The 14,610-nt window shown below is 52.9% G+C and carries 12 protein-coding genes; 6 read left to right on the top strand and 6 right to left on the bottom strand.

Annotation, left to right across the window (positions count from 1 at the left end; all coding sequences use genetic code 11):
- Positions 1-31 precede the first annotated feature (31 nt).
- Positions 32-1,243, bottom strand: coding sequence for an ROK family transcriptional regulator (locus MKX76_RS02835; protein WP_341035018.1), 1,212 nt, complete (start codon positions 1,241-1,243; stop codon positions 32-34).
- A gap of 440 nt (positions 1,244-1,683) precedes the next feature.
- On the opposite strand from MKX76_RS02835, the gene MKX76_RS02830 reads away from it, so the two are divergent.
- The 6 genes from MKX76_RS02830 (at position 1,684) to MKX76_RS02805 (ending at position 8,432) form a co-directional block, all read left to right on the top strand.
- A complete protein-coding gene (locus tag MKX76_RS02830; RefSeq protein ID WP_341032958.1) occupies positions 1,684-2,943 on the top strand; it encodes an ABC transporter substrate-binding protein in 1,260 nt (419 codons plus the stop codon).
- Positions 2,944-3,042: 99 nt separating this feature from the next.
- Complete coding sequence (locus tag MKX76_RS02825) at positions 3,043-3,984, top strand: carbohydrate ABC transporter permease (RefSeq protein ID WP_007132161.1); 942 nt, start codon at positions 3,043-3,045, stop codon at positions 3,982-3,984.
- 20 nt (positions 3,985-4,004) lie between these two features.
- Positions 4,005-4,841: a carbohydrate ABC transporter permease gene (locus MKX76_RS02820; RefSeq protein WP_007132162.1), complete on the top strand. Its 837-nt coding sequence runs from the start codon at positions 4,005-4,007 to the stop codon at positions 4,839-4,841.
- A 104-nt stretch (positions 4,842-4,945) separates the two neighbouring features.
- Positions 4,946-5,992, top strand: coding sequence for a Gfo/Idh/MocA family protein (locus MKX76_RS02815; protein WP_007132163.1), 1,047 nt, complete (start codon positions 4,946-4,948; stop codon positions 5,990-5,992).
- Positions 5,989-6,975 (top strand): Gfo/Idh/MocA family protein, encoded by a 987-nt coding sequence (locus tag MKX76_RS02810; protein ID WP_007132164.1) that lies wholly within the window; start codon positions 5,989-5,991, stop codon positions 6,973-6,975. Before MKX76_RS02815 ends, MKX76_RS02810 begins: the two co-directional genes overlap by 4 nt.
- 488 nt (positions 6,976-7,463) lie before the next feature.
- The gene (locus MKX76_RS02805) at positions 7,464-8,432 is read left to right on the top strand and encodes a Gfo/Idh/MocA family protein (protein ID WP_341035017.1); all 969 of its coding nucleotides are present in this window, start codon (positions 7,464-7,466) and stop codon (positions 8,430-8,432) included.
- A 127-nt stretch (positions 8,433-8,559) separates the two neighbouring features.
- Here MKX76_RS02805 and MKX76_RS02800 read toward each other — a convergent pair whose 3' ends face one another.
- The 5 genes from MKX76_RS02800 to MKX76_RS02780 all read right to left on the bottom strand — a co-directional run bounded on the left by MKX76_RS02800 (position 8,560) and on the right by MKX76_RS02780 (position 14,371).
- Positions 8,560-9,984 (bottom strand): NAD-dependent succinate-semialdehyde dehydrogenase, encoded by a 1,425-nt coding sequence (locus MKX76_RS02800; RefSeq protein ID WP_341035016.1) that lies wholly within the window; start codon positions 9,982-9,984, stop codon positions 8,560-8,562.
- 414 nt (positions 9,985-10,398) lie between these two features.
- Positions 10,399-11,361 (bottom strand): siderophore ABC transporter substrate-binding protein, encoded by a 963-nt coding sequence (locus tag MKX76_RS02795; RefSeq protein WP_341032957.1) that lies wholly within the window; start codon positions 11,359-11,361, stop codon positions 10,399-10,401.
- A 364-nt stretch (positions 11,362-11,725) separates the two neighbouring features.
- Positions 11,726-12,484, bottom strand: coding sequence for an iron ABC transporter ATP-binding protein (locus MKX76_RS02790; RefSeq protein ID WP_028405359.1), 759 nt, complete (start codon positions 12,482-12,484; stop codon positions 11,726-11,728).
- Positions 12,481-13,428: an iron chelate uptake ABC transporter family permease subunit gene (locus MKX76_RS02785; RefSeq protein ID WP_007132169.1), complete on the bottom strand. Its 948-nt coding sequence runs from the start codon at positions 13,426-13,428 to the stop codon at positions 12,481-12,483. The genes MKX76_RS02790 and MKX76_RS02785 overlap by 4 nt, the downstream gene beginning before the upstream one ends.
- Positions 13,418-14,371: an ABC transporter permease gene (locus MKX76_RS02780; RefSeq protein WP_007132170.1), complete on the bottom strand. Its 954-nt coding sequence runs from the start codon at positions 14,369-14,371 to the stop codon at positions 13,418-13,420. Before MKX76_RS02780 ends, MKX76_RS02785 begins: the two co-directional genes overlap by 11 nt.
- Positions 14,372-14,610: the final 239 nt, after the last annotated feature.

Genomic DNA, 14,610 nt, shown 5'->3' with positions numbered 1-14,610 from the left:
ACCCCAAGATTACGTGCTGATGGAAACGTTGTCAAATCGAAGATTCGATCAGCGAGAAGCCGAACAGATCTTGCAGCAGGACGGCCGCTGCGCCGATCAGCTTGTCGTCTCCGCCCAGCGAGGCAAGCCCGAATACCATGTCATTCGCGAGGATCGGCATGGCGTGCCGGTCAATATAGTTGCGGACCATCGCCAGCAGCTCCTCGTTCTCCAAGGCCATTTCTCCGCCGAGAATAAGCGCCTCCGGATTAAACATATTCACGAGGTTCACGATGCCCGCTCCCAGATGTTCCGCCACCTCCTCGTTAATCGAGATCGCCAGGCGGTCACCGCGCCGGAGCGCCTCCTTGTACACCGAAGGGTCAATTTTTGCATAGTCGCCGCCGCTTAGTTCCTGGATCAAGGTCGGCCGCCCCGTAGCGATCGCCGTTATGATGCGGGAATAGATCGCCACCCAGCTGATGCTGGTATCCAGGCAGCCGATATTTCCGCATTCGCAGCGGATGCCGTTCCAGTTCACGCTGGTATGGCCGAACTCCCCCGCTCCTCCATGCTTGCCGCGAAGCAGGGTATCGTTAATGAGAATCCCGGATCCGAGGCCATCGCCGATCGAAATGTAAATCAGGTTGGAGTAGGAATAACTGCCGAACCGCCGCTCGGCCAGAGCCACCGAGTTCATATCGTTCTCTACCCATACCCGTAAACCGTACCGCTCTTCCATGATCCGTTTCAGCGGGACGTTCTCCATCCGCAGCTTGGTGTTGTAGTAGACGACGCCCTGAGTATCGCTGACGATTCCGGGCACGGTAACGGATAGGCCAACGCATTGTCCTCTGCCGCCGTAGGATCGGATAAAATCATCCGTAAGCTGCAGGAGCCGCTCAACGAGCTCTATTCCCTGAAGTCCGTCGATCGGAAAAGTAGCCTTTTTCAATATGCTCGCTTCCAGGTTCATCGCCGCCAGAATGATGAGGGAATTCGTGATCGCAACCGCAAACAGATAGTGGTTATTGGGATTGAATTGAAGCAGGATCGGCTTTCTGCCCCCGCTGGAGGAGCCGGTTCCGATTTCAACGACGTAGCCGTCCTTGATTAATTCCTGCACGGCGGACGCCACCGTTGAAGGACTGATGTTGTTCTTCTTGGCCAGGTCGATCCGGGAGATCGGACCCTCCGTCCTTATCTTGTTTAGCACCTTGGACCGATTCAGCGCCTGGATCAGCTTGTGGTCGCCTTTTTTCATATTGTTCAAGCAAGTTCAACCTTTCTTTCGTTTCATCATCGCTTCGTTCCCGGTTGGTACCCTGGGAGCTGGCGGATCAAGCGCTAGTTACACTATACCATTTCGGGGAATCTGTTATAAACTTATTCCATTAACGAAAATAACTCAAGTTCCACAGGTGCAGCAGCGACATCATAAAATGTGAAAAAAATAATTTAAAACAAAATGAAACCGCTGTCTTGAAATATTTTGAATCAAAATATATAATCTTTCGCAACAGAAGCATCGTTATTCCACTCAAAACATGGCATACCTGTGTCAACTTTTTTCGATCATTGGAATAACTATGACTTTTTAATCACAGATAAAGGGGGCAATGCAAGAGGAGTCATTTTCAAGCCAAGCGTCAAGTTGGAGTCACGTGTTGGATCAAACCAAGTTCCTTAGGGAGGTTTTATGTGATGAGAAAAAGAATGGCGGTCCTGTTTTCCGTAATCCTGATGCTCGCAGCCGTTCTGTCCGCTTGCGGCGGCAATGCGTCCGGCGGAGAGAATGGCAAGAAAGTGATCAATGTCGCCTTGTGGGATGAAAATGTGCGGGAGACGCTGGATCAATCGATCAAAATCTTCAACCAGAAGCATCCGAATGTCGAGGTCAAGGTGACGTACACGCCATGGGCGGATTACTGGACCAAGCTGAAAACAAGCCTGGCCGGCAACAGCGGCCCGGATGTGTATTGGATGAACGGTCCCAACTTCCACTCGTACGCTTCCTCGGGTCTCATCAAAGACCTGTCCCCGCTCATTGAACAAAGCGGTCTGGATACTTCGGTCTATAACGAAGCGCTGATCGACATGTATACGTATCAGGGCAAGCTCCACGGCCTTCCTTACTTCCAGGATTCCATCGGTCTGTACTACAACAAGGAATTGTTTGATAAGGCCGGTCTTGCCTACCCGGATGAAACCTGGACCTGGGAGACGCTGGAAGAGAATGCCGCCAAGCTCACCGACAAGGCGAACGGCATCTACGGCTATATTGCCCCGATCGACAGCCAAATCGGATATTACAACTATATCTCCCAAGCGGGAGGCTACGTCATCTCCGAGGATAAGACAACCTCCGGCTTCAATACGCCGGAAGCGCTGGAGGCGTTCAAATGGCAGCAGAGCTTGATCGACAAAGGCTATTCCCCTACGGCTCAGCAGCAGCTCGAGACGAAATCCCGCCAGCTGTTCGGTTCCGGCAAAGCGGCCATGTTCCCGGGGATATCGGTCAATTCGCCGGAGCTCTACGAGCTGCTTGGAGACAAGCTTGGCGTTGCGGTCCTTCCGGCAGGTAAGGAGAAGGCCTCCATCGTTCATGGCCTGAGCTGGGCGATCAACGGAAAGACCAAGGTCGAGCAGGAAGCCTGGGAGCTGATCCAAGTCCTGTCCGGGAAAGAAGGTCAAGAGCTGCTGGCGGAATCGGGCTTCTCGATGCCTGCCTATAAGGGAACGGAAGAAGGCTGGCTCAAATCGATTCCATCCTTGGACCTGCAGGTGTTCGTAGACAGTCTGGAATTTGCCGTCCCGTATCCCGTTTCCCAGAAAACCGCGGAATGGCAGGATGCCGAGGTTAAGGAAATCCAGGCAGCCTTCCTGGGCAAAAAGTCATTTGAAGAAGCTCTCAAAAATGCCGGGGACCAGATGAACGCTATTTTGGCTACTGAAACGAAATAGGGAGCTCATCGGCTTTCCGGATCATGAAGTGACGCAAGCACTATAGCAACTCGCTAACCGCATTACTCGATAACTAATGAAGAAAGGACGGTGCTGCTTGTGAGCTCTCCTGTAACAGTCACCACGGATCCCCCGGGGACGTCCGCCAAACGAAAGCCCTCCAAGCTTTCGATCAACGAGGCCATCTGGGGTTATGTTTTCATCCTGCCTGTGGTGCTCGGCCTGGGTCTGTTCTACATGGCTCCTTCCGCCGCATCGCTGTTCCTGTCGTTTACCGCATGGGACGGGTTAACCTCCCCCCGGTTTATCGGCACCGACAATTTCGTCAATCTGATGCAGGACGACAAGTTTACGGGATCCTTGCTGAACACGCTCCTGTATACCGTCGGCACGGTCCCCTTGTCCGTCGCGCTGGCAACGGTGCTGGCGGTGCTGCTGAACCAGAAAATCAAAGGGATGGTCTTCTACCGGACGCTGTATTTCATCCCTGTCATCACGATGCCGATTGCGGTCGGCATGGTATGGAAATGGCTGTACAACTCGGAATTCGGCTTGATTAACTATGTGCTGGGCGCGATGAATTTACCGCAGCCGAATTGGCTGTTCGATGAGAAATTCGCCCTCTTCTCCATCGTCCTTGTCAGTGTATGGAGCAGCATCGGCTACAATGCCGTCATCCTGCTGTCGGGATTGCAGGGAATCTCGGGGAGCTACTACGAGGCGGCCTCCTTGGACGGGGCCGGGACGCTGTATAAGTTTTTCCGGATTACGCTGCCGCTGCTGACGCCAAGCTTGTTTTTTGTACTGGTTATGTCCTTCATCAATTCCTTTCAGGTGTTCGATCTGATCTTTATCATGATGGACCAGCAGGCCACGATGCTCGAATCCACCCGGACGGTCGTATACAGCATATGGGAGGACGGCTTCAAGTACTTTAATATGGGCTATGCATCCGCCCAGGCCTTCATCTTGTTCATTGTCATTCTGGTGATTACGATGGTCCAGATGTATATCCAAAAGCGCTGGGTTCATTACCAATAACGGGAGGAGGAGTATACGACGTGAAAACGACAACCCGAACCGATAAAACGAGCCGTCTGGCTGCCCATCTCCTGTTAGCTGTCGGCGCGCTGGTCATGATCATGCCCTTTCTGTGGATGCTCTCCACCTCGGTCAAATCGTTCGCGGACTCCATGTCCGTCCCGCCGAAATGGCTCCCGACCGAATGGCGCTTTGATAACTATGCCCGGGTGATCGACAGCATAGATTTCGGCACGTATTACTTGAATACGGTCATAGTCACGCTCGGGCGAACCGCCGGCCAGCTCGTGCTGTGCTCCCTTGCCGCCTATGCCTTCGCAAGCCTGCGGTTCCCGTTCAAAAATACGATATTCCTCGCGCTGCTGGCCGTGCTGATGGTGCCATCGCAGGTCGTCATGATTCCGAGCTTCGTCATCATGCGCGAGTTCGAATGGCTCGATACGTTCTACGTGCTGATTGTGCCCGGCATATTCAGCGCCTTCGGCACATTCCTGTTAAGGCAGTTTTTCATGACGCTGCCGAAGGATCTTGAGGAGGCCGCCAAAATCGACGGCTGCAGTTATTTCCGCATCTACTGGAACATCTATTTGCCACTGTCCAAGGCCGCGCTCGTCTCCCTTGCCATCTTTACGATACTGGCATCCTGGAACGATCTGCTGTGGCCGCTGATCATGACCAGCTCCGAGGAAATGCGGGTGCTCTCCATCGGTATTTCCAGCTTCCAGGGACAGCATTCCACCGATTACCCGCTGCTGATGGCTGGCGCGGTAATGGCCACGCTTCCGATCATCATCCTGTTCATTTTCCTTCAGCGCTATTTCATTGAGGGGATTGCGATGAACGGTATTAAGGGTTAACGGTTAAGCGGCTTGTTCTGCCGAAAATTTGATTGTAGTTCACATGGTTTGCGAGCCCGGCCGACAAGAGCGTCGCCGGTCCCATCTATAAAGGAGTGTATGAAATGATACGTGTATTAGTTATCGGGGCGGGCACCATGGGAAGAGCCCACGCTTCAGCCTATGCCGTGATGCCTGGCGTGAAGCTTGTCGGCATCGCGGACATCCAGGCGGACAAAGCGAGCGGTCTGGCTGCCAAATGGAGCACCCGAGCGTTCCCTTCCTTCGAGGAAGCGGTGCAGGAGCTTGGCCTTGCCGGTATCGATGTTATCGACATTTGCCTGCCAACCCCGCTCCATAAGGAATATGTCGTGAAGTCGGCCGATGCCGGCAAACACGTCATCTGCGAAAAGCCGATCGCCCGCAGCGCGGAGGATGCCGCATTCATGATCCGCTATTGCCGCGAGAAGGGGGTTCGATTGTTCGTCGGGCATGTGCTTCGGTTCTTTCCGGAGTATGTTAAAGCCAAAGCGCTGCTGGACCAGGGATCGATCGGCAAGCCAGCCGTCATCCGGGCCGGCCGCGGCGGCGGTTATCCGATCGGCTGGAATGACTGGTACAGCGACTTCAGCGCCAGCGGCGGCGTTACGCTCGATGCGATGATCCATGATTTCGACTATTTGCGCTGGTGCTTCGGCGAGGTTGAGCGCGTATACGCCAAGGGGCTTCACGGCCGCCATCAGGCCCAGCTCGATTATGCGCTCGTGACCCTGCGGTTCCGAAGCGGAGTCATCGCCCATGTCGAAGGGACTTGGGCCCATGAGGGCTTCTCCATGCATTTCGAAATTGCCGGAACGAAGGGCGTTATAGATTACGACAGCCGGACGGACACCCCGATCGTATACAAATCGCGCCGCCGTTCGGAGACGGTCCCGGGCGTCATCGTCCCGGAAAGCCCGCTCGCCCAGAGCCCGTATTACCGCGAGCTTGCCCACTTCATGTCCTGCATTCAGGACGGAAGCGACCCGCTGGTCACGGCGGAGGATGCGCTCGAGGCATTGCGCATCGCGCTGGCGGCACTGTCGTCCATGTCTTCCGGTCAGCCGGTTCTGATAGATGCAGATTCCGGAGCCTTAGTCGGTGCTCATTCATATAGAGGGGTGATGTCATGAAGATTGGCGTTATAAGCTTTGCACATATGCATGCATTCAGCTACACGAAGGCGCTGCTCCAGATTGACGGCGTGGAGCTGGCCGGAATCGCCGATACCGATGCGGAGCGTGGAGCCAAGTATGCGGAATATTTCGGAACGACCTATTATCCGGATTACCGGGAGCTGCTGGCGCAAGGCATTGACGGTGTCATCGTCACTTCCGAGAATGCCCGTCACAAAGAGCATACTCTTGCCGCTGCCAAGGCCGGTGTCCATGTTCTCTGCGAAAAACCGCTATCCACCAATATAGCGGATGCCCTAGAGATGATTGAAGCATGCAAGGCAAGCGGGGTGCTGCTGCAGACCGCCTTCCCCGTCCGCTATAATTCCACGGTCATCCGCGCCAAGCAATTGGTGGATGACGGCGCATTAGGCCGCATCCTGGCCATGAAGGGGACCAACCGGGGGCGCAATCCCGGGGGCTGGTTCATCGACCCGGCTCTCTCCGGAGGAGGCGCCGTCATCGATCATACGGTGCATGTAGCAGACATTATGCGTTGGATCTCCGGCGCAGAGGTAAAGGATGTTTACGCTGAGGTCGGCCATTTGATTTCGGAGAAGCCGATCGATGATTGCGGTATGCTGACCATGGAATTTGAGAACGGCGTGTTTGCGACGCTCGACTGCAGCTGGTCACGCAATAAGGAATACCCGACCTGGGGCGACGTTACCTTGGAAATTATCGGCTCGCAGGGGACGATTAGCGTGAATGCGACCAGCCAGAAGCTGCACGTCTTTACCGATGAGTCCGGCTACCGCCATCATGCATGGGGCGACAGCATGGATGCCGGGCTGATCCGTGACTTCATTGCCACTATCTCCTCCGGTGCAGCCGAAGCCTCAGTCACCGGCGAGGACGGTTTACACGCTCTCGCGGTTGCTGTAGCTGCATACCGTTCATCGGAGCAGGGGCGGACCGTGACCATGAAGGAATTGGACTAATCCTTGGGACACTGCAAGGGAATTTACAGAAGGCAGCCTCATAAAGCTTGAGTTTGTCACCGTACGCTCGGTGCGTGGAGCTAGCATGTGTTTTCGCACTGGCATGTGCGTGGAGTTGGCGTGTGCTTCGAGCTGGCATGTGCTTCGAGCCGGCTGTGCTTCAAGCTGGCATATGCATGCAGCTGACATGTGCTTTGAGCCGGCATGTGCTTCGAGCCGGCTGTGCTTCGAGCTGGCATGTGCTTCGAGCCGGCTGTGCTTCAAGCTGGCATATGCATGCAGCTGACATGTGCTTTGAGCCGGCATGTGCATGAATCCTTGCATCCCTAAATGCCCCTATGCTTCCTATGGCTTTATTTCGGCTGTCTTCCGGTATTAAGAGAAAATTACTGTGTTGAATAATATGGAAATCAGGGATATAATCACGAGGACTACGTACCGGAACGGGTGTGGTACGTTAACCTAACCACTAGGAGTGATCAATGCCAATGATTAAAGCAGGCGTAATCGGGGCCGGGGGGATGGGCGCCGTACACATCAAAAATCTCCACGAGCATGAGCATGTGCAGCTCGCCGCCATTTGCGATTCCAACGAAGCACTCGCCAAGGCACAGGCGGAGCAATACGGAGCCGCTTATTATACGGACGGCAGCGTCATGATCGAACAGGAGCCGCTCGATGTGCTGTATATCTGCATCCCGCCGTTCTGCCACGGCGATCTGGAAGAGCGAGCGGCAGCGAAAGGCATTCATTTGATGGTAGAGAAGCCGCTCGGACTTGATCTCGAAGCTGTCCGCAGCAAGGCCAAAGCCATCGCGGACAGCGGAATTATTGCCGCTTCCGGCTATTGCTTGCGTTATTTGGATACGGTTGCAATCGCAAAGGATTATCTCAAGGACAAGAAAATCGGAATGGTTCGCGCCCATTACATCACCGTGCCTGTACCGACACCATGGTGGCGCAAGAAAGAGCTATCGGGCGGCCAGCTCGTGGAACAATCTACGCATACCTTGGACCTGGTCCGCTATTTATGCGGCGACATTACCAATCTGTACGCGAATATGGATCTGCTTCTCGTGAAGGATATCCCGGATCTGGACATTCCGGATGTCGGCGTCATCCAGTTCGTGCTCGAATCCGGAGCGCTTGGACAGATGCAAACCGGATTCATCCAATTCGACCATCGCACTGGCGTCGAAATCATGGGACGGGATTTCCGCCTTGTTCTCGACGGTACGACGCTGTCCATTGTCGAGAAGGGGAAAGAAACGATTTACCGCAGCAACTCCAACTTTTATAAAAACCTGACTGATGCGCTGGTCGAAGCCATCCGGCAAAAAGATCCCAGTCTGGTTCTGGCATCCTATGAGGAAGGCCTCAAGACGCTTGAAGCGACGCTGGCCGCGAACGAATCCGCAGAGACCGGCCAGGTTATTCAGCTATCATCTAATAAATAATATCATGCATGGCAATAAGGGCGATCCCGCAGCGTCAACGGGGATCGCCCTTCTTAGATCCGTTCTCCAATGCCAATACACGAACAAATCATAAACATAAATGAACTGCAATTACACTGCCATCAAACTACAAACCAAGCGAAATGTACTTGACCTCCAAAAACTCATCGATCCCGTAATGCCCGCCTTCCCGTCCAAGCCCGCTTTCCTTGAAGCCTCCAAACGGCGCTTGGGCTGTAGACGGAACGGGATCGTTCACGCCCACGATGCCGTAGTCCAGCGCTTCGGCGATTCGCACCGCTTCCCCGAGATGCTGCGTGAATACATAAGCCGCCAGCCCGTACGGACTGTTGTTGGCACGCTTAATCGCCTCCTCGATGGCGGTGAAGGTGGTGATCGGCGCCAGCGGCCCGAATGTTTCCTCCTGCATGCACGCCATGTCATCGGTAGCGTTCATAATGACGGTCGGTTCCACGAAGCGATCGCCGAGCTCAGGCAGCTTCTTTCCGCCGGTCAGCACGACGCCTCCCTTCGCCTTCGCATCCTGAATCTGCTTCACCACTTTATCCACTGCGTCCTCGTTAATGAGTGGTCCAATATCGGTACCTTCCTGCAGGCCGTTACCTACCTTCAGCTCGGAAGCAAGCCGCGCAACGCGTTCCGCAAACTCTTCAGCTACTCGCTCCTCGACATAAATCCGGTTCGCGCAGACGCAGGTCTGTCCCCCGTTGCGGAACTTGGACGCGATCAAACCCGAAGCCGCCTGCTCCAAATCTGCATGCGCCGTCACGATAAACGGAGCGTGCCCGCCAAGCTCCAGCGATATTTTCTTCACATTCGCGGCCGCCCCGGCCATCAGCTTCTTGCCGACCTCGGTCGAGCCGGTAAAGGACAGGTTCCGCACCCGGCCGTCCTGCTGCCACGCCTCCGCGATTTCGCCAGAAGGACCCGTCACGAGGTTGATCACCCCTGCTGGGATGCCCGCTTGCTCCGCAAGCTCCACCAGCTTGATGGCGGTAAACGGCGTCTCGCTTGAAGGCTTGATGACCACGGTGCAGCCCGCAGCCAGCGCCGGCGCGACCTTACGGGTTATCATCGAGGCCGGAAAGTTCCAAGGCGTAATCGCAGCAACGACTCCGACCGGCTGTTTGGTTACGATAATCCGCTTCTTGTTCGACGAAGCGGGAATCGTCTCGCCATAGATGCGTTTGCCCTCCTCCGCATACCAGGAGACAAAGCTGTTCGCATAGGCAATCTCCCCTGCCGCCTCCTTCAGCGGCTTGCCCTGCTCCATCGTCATGATCCGCGCCAGCTCATCGGTATGCTCGCTGATCCGTTCAAACCAGCGGCGAAGCAGATCCCCGCGCTCCTGGGCCGTCAGTCCCGACCAATGCCCGAATGCTTCAGCCGCGGCATCCACGGCTTGTTCGGCCTCGATTCTGCCGGCCTTCGGCACGGTCCCGATCACCTTGCCGTCCGCCGGATTTAACACCTCAATCGACTTGTCGGTCCGGATCCATTGGCCGCCGATGTATATTTGATCTCGAAACATCATATATATCCTCCTGTCTTCCTGCAAGACTGCAGCCATCCTGCAACTTAAACCCTGATTCGACGGATGCTGCCATATTCTTTATTATCCGATAATCGATGATCCAAAGCAAAGAAACGAAAATACGAGAAGGGACGACAAGACCATAGCTTTAGCCGGACCCCCGCGCCTTATATGTGATTCTGTTCGTCGGACCGAGGGTTTGCCTCCGGCTTTCTTCAGATTCCGCCTCGCAGCGGACACCCTTGCCCTTGGCTAACATTTCCTACTGCCAAGCCTGTAGCGGACTTTCACCGCCGAGTTATCGCCCATGCCGGGCGCACACAACGAAAGATGGCGGGACACGGAATAATCCGGTACCGCCATCTTTTGAATTGAGCTTGTATTATGAATGAGTCTTCATGTCCTTCACTATTACTTGATGGCCGCGTCCACTTCTTTAACCATTTCGGATACGGAAGTCAATCCGCCGCCGGACAGGTACCAGAAGTCAGGGTCCAAGTACACGATGTTTCCTTCTTTCGCAGCATTCGTTGTATTGACTAGCTCGTTCTCCACGACTGCTTTAGCGCCGGATTCGCCGTTTCCTGTAGCTACGGCAGCGCCGCGGTCAACGACAAACAGGTAGTCCGGATTTTTCTCTACAATATACTCGTTCGAAATGTCTTTACCATGAGTGCTTACTTCAATGTTGCTGTCCACCGCTTTAAATCCGAACACATCGTGCAGGATGCCGAAGCGCGATCCTGGTCCGTATGCGCTGATTTTGCCTTCGTTCGCAAGAATGATCAGTGCGTTTTTGCCTGTTGCTGTTGCTTTTTCATTCAGTGCCTTAATGCTGTCTTCAATCGTTTTCAGCTCTTGCTCAACCTCGGCTTCCTTGCCGAAAATTTGTCCGAGCGTGTTCATGTTCTCTTCAAAGGATTCCATGTATTTGCTTGTATCCACGCCCAAGAAGATCGTAGGCGCGATTTCCTTAAGCTCCTCATAGGCCTCCTGCTGTCTGCCGGAAATGATGATCAGGTCCGGTTTGATGCTGTTGATTTTCTCGAAGTCAGGCTCTTTCAGGCTGCCGACGTTCTCGTATTTCTTGTCTTCGAATTTGGAAAGGTACGAAGGAATATTCGCTTGCGGTACGCCCAACACCTCTACGCCGAGCTTATCCAAGGAATCCAGAATTCCGAAATCGAATACGACAACGCGCGTAGGATTCTTCTTCACAGGCGTTTCGCCAAGCTGATGCTTAATCGTAATCTCCTCGGAAGCTGGCGTGTTCGTATCACCGCCGGCTGCTCCTGTTGCCTCCTTATCCTGTCCGCATGCTGCGAGTACAAAAGTGAACATTGCTACCATAACTAACGCTAACCATTTTTTCATTGCTTCCACCCCGTTTGAATGATTTTTTATATTTCGTAATACATGGTTTATGACTGCATGTCGTGCTTTTGCATTTATGTTTGTCGCAAACAACCCTTTGGTCAAGCCCGGTTAAGCTTATCCTACCCAACGTTATGATCCTATGTATAACCGTTCATCCCTCCTGGCTGTAATCAAGAACAATATGGATATACATATATTTTGAATATTTGGTTGATTTTGTAATACAAAGAGGGCGTATAGAACCGTGCCGTCCTTCTAAAAGGCAGCCAGGTCTGTCCGGACGGATAGGAACTCGCTAGAACCGCACCTCTCGCGGTCTGCTCCGGGCTCGAATCCTCCGAACACATATTCCAACCTTACGTTAGGCGTAGTATACACACACTCTGTTATCGTTAATCTCTTCGATCTCAATGTCCATATCATAGATGCCGCGAAGAACGTTGCTCTGAATAATATGCTCTGTCCGGCCTTCGCTCTCGATCGCTCCATCCTTCAGCGCCACGATGTAATCGGAGTAAAAAGACGCGAAGTTGATATCATGAATGACGATGACAATCGTTTTGTTCAGATCGGTGACGAGCTTTCTGAGTATTTTCATAATCTGCACCGAATGCTTCATATCCAGATTGTTCAGCGGTTCATCAAGCAGGATATACTCGGTGTTCTGGGCAATGACCATCGCGATGTAGGCGCGCTGGGTTTGACCGCCGCTGAGCTGGTGCAGGTATTTATGCTGCATATCCTGAAGCTCCATATACGCGATCGCTTCATCCACGTACTTCTCATCTTCCGCCGTCAGCCTGCCTTGGGAGTAAGGAAAACGTCCGAAGGATACGAGCTCGCGTACCGTCAGGCGGAGGCTGATGTGGTTCGACTGCTTCAAGATCGAAACCTTCTTCGCCAGATCGCCGCTCTTCCATTGGCTGACCTCTTTGCCGTCCACCATGATCTGTCCGCTATCCTTGCCCGTCAATCTGCTGATCATGGACAGCAATGTACTCTTACCGGCCCCGTTCGGACCGATAAAGGACGTGATTTGGCCCTTCGGGATCGTAACCGACACGTTGTCGACGACTTTTTTGCCGCCATAGACTTTCGATACGTTCGTAACCTGGATCATGCTTTACTCTCCTTTAATAGCAGGTATATAAAGTAAACACCGCCGATGAAATTGATGATGACGCTGAGCGTCGTGGAGAAGGTAAACACCCGTTCTACAATCAATTGACCGCCAACCAATGCGATGACGCTGATCAGTATGGAAGCTGATATCAAGTAGGAATGACGGTAGGTTTTCATAAATTCATAAGCAACGTTGACGACCAGCAGTCCAAGGAATGTGATCGGACCCACCAGCGCGGTAGCAACCGAGATCAGCACTGCCACGACGATCAACAGCCGCTTTACAACATAATCGTAGTTCACGCCGAGGTTGATCGCCTGCTCCCGCCCGAGCGCAAGCACATTCAAATACTTGGTGAATCTTGCGAAGTACAGGAGCGTAACGGCAACGACAATGCTCGCCATGATCAGCAGATCGGTCTTCACATTGTTAAAGCTGGCGAACATTTTATCCGCTACGTATTGGAACTCGTTCGGATCGATCAGCACCTCCATGAAGGAGGACATGCTGGAGAACAAGGTTCCGAAGATCATGCCGATTAGGAGGAGGAAGTAAATATTGTTGCCTTCCCTCCGGAACAGAAGCCGGTATAACACGCCGGCGAACAGAATCATGGCCCCGACATTGATCAGGAAATTTGCGTTGCTGCCCAGTTTGTACAGCGTAAAGGAACCGAATACGAAGATGACTGTCGTCTGAATCAAAATATATAAAGAATCCAATCCCATGACGCTCGGCGTCAAAATCCGGTTATTCGTGACCGTTTGGAACACCGTGGTAGACAGGGCGATCGCCCCGCCGGTCAGAATAATGGCCAGCACCTTCTTGATTCTTCGCGGGAAGGCGTAATCCCAACTGCCGCCAAGATCGATGAACAGAAAGGCCGCCACCAGGATAATTGCCACCGCGGCCAGCAGGCCGATTTTGGCTCTATAAGTCATAAGCCTTTCTCCTCATCAGTAAGTAAATGAAAATACCGCTTCCGAGCACGCCCACGGTCAGACTGATCGGAATTTCGTATGGGTATATGATGATCCGGCCAAGGATATCGCAGAACAGAACGAATCCGGCCCCTAGCAGCGCGGTATGGGAAAGGCTTTTTTTCAAGTGGTCTCCCAGATACAGGCTTACAATATTCGGTATGATCAAACCGAGAAAAGGAATCACGCCGACCGTCAATACGACGGATGCGGTTACCAGCGCTACAATGACCAAGCCCAAATTAACGACGCGCCGGTAATGAAGTCCAAGGTTCGTGGCGAATTCCTCACCCATGCCGGCAACCGTGAATTTGTTGGCGAACAGGTAGGCCAGGATGACCAGCGGAACGCTGATATACAGAAGTTCGTACTGTCCCTTGATGATCATGGAAAAATCGCCTTGAAGCCATGCGGACATGTTCTGAATGAGATCATATTTATAAGCGAAGAACGTAGCGATCGAGCTTACGATGTTCCCGAACATGAGTCCAACGAGCGGAATAAAGATCGCATCCTTGAACTTGATCCGGTCCAGGATCTTCATGAAGATAAACGTGCCGGCCAGAGCGAATACAAAAGCCACCAGCATTTTCACAAGCGGTCCGCTTGTCGTGAATACGAGCATCGCAACGAGAATTCCCAGTCTTGCGGAATCCATGGTTCCCGCCGTTGTCGGCGATACGAACTTGTTGCGGCTAAGCTGCTGCATGATCAATCCGCAGATACTCATGCTGACTCCCGCCAGGATTAGACTGACTAGACGCGGCAAGCGGCTGACGAGCATAATATGCTGTTGTTGTTCCGTCATGGAGAATAAGTCCAGCGGCGAAATATCCTTGACTCCGATAAATAAGGAGACGATGGAAAGCGCCACAACGGCTGCGGCTAAGTAAATGATCTTCATGGCTCTTCCTTCTATGCATATGTCTCTAAATCATTTCGTCAGCTCGTAATTCAGTTATCATTCTCATTGAGATTGATTATCAATTACGCTCTGATAAGCATTATATCACCCTCATTCTCAACCGACAAGTATAATTGAGAATCAAACTCAATTAAATTTTTAATCTTTGCATGATTTGTTCATCAATTGTTCATAATATGAAGCTTGGCAGAAATTAGCCGTTGTTGTCCTCAATCCTT

Origin of the sequence: Paenibacillus sp. FSL R5-0810, from assembly GCF_038002285.1 — a bacterium.
GTDB classification, from domain to species: Bacteria; Bacillota; Bacilli; order Paenibacillales; family Paenibacillaceae; genus Paenibacillus_AQ; species Paenibacillus_AQ lactis.
This window is presented reverse-complemented; position numbering and strand designations above follow the sequence as displayed.

Bases quoted from the DNA above. Each gene is read 5' to 3' on its own strand.
- MKX76_RS02835 (WP_341035018.1), bottom strand. From the start codon at position 1,243: ATGAAAAAAGGCGACCACAAGCTGATCCAGGCGCTGAATCGGTCCAAG.
- MKX76_RS02830 (WP_341032958.1), top strand. From the start codon at position 1,684: ATGAGAAAAAGAATGGCGGTCCTGTTTTCCGTAATCCTGATGCTCGCA.
- MKX76_RS02815 (WP_007132163.1), top strand. From the start codon at position 4,946: ATGATACGTGTATTAGTTATCGGGGCGGGCACCATGGGAAGAGCCCAC.
- MKX76_RS02810 (WP_007132164.1), top strand. From the start codon at position 5,989: ATGAAGATTGGCGTTATAAGCTTTGCACATATGCATGCATTCAGCTAC.
- MKX76_RS02805 (WP_341035017.1), top strand. From the start codon at position 7,464: ATGATTAAAGCAGGCGTAATCGGGGCCGGGGGGATGGGCGCCGTACAC.
- MKX76_RS02800 (WP_341035016.1), bottom strand. From the start codon at position 9,984: ATGTTTCGAGATCAAATATACATCGGCGGCCAATGGATCCGGACCGAC.
- MKX76_RS02795 (WP_341032957.1), bottom strand. From the start codon at position 11,361: ATGAAAAAATGGTTAGCGTTAGTTATGGTAGCAATGTTCACTTTTGTA.
- MKX76_RS02790 (WP_028405359.1), bottom strand. From the start codon at position 12,484: ATGATCCAGGTTACGAACGTATCGAAAGTCTATGGCGGCAAAAAAGTC.
- MKX76_RS02785 (WP_007132169.1), bottom strand. From the start codon at position 13,428: ATGACTTATAGAGCCAAAATCGGCCTGCTGGCCGCGGTGGCAATTATC.
- MKX76_RS02780 (WP_007132170.1), bottom strand. From the start codon at position 14,371: ATGAAGATCATTTACTTAGCCGCAGCCGTTGTGGCGCTTTCCATCGTC.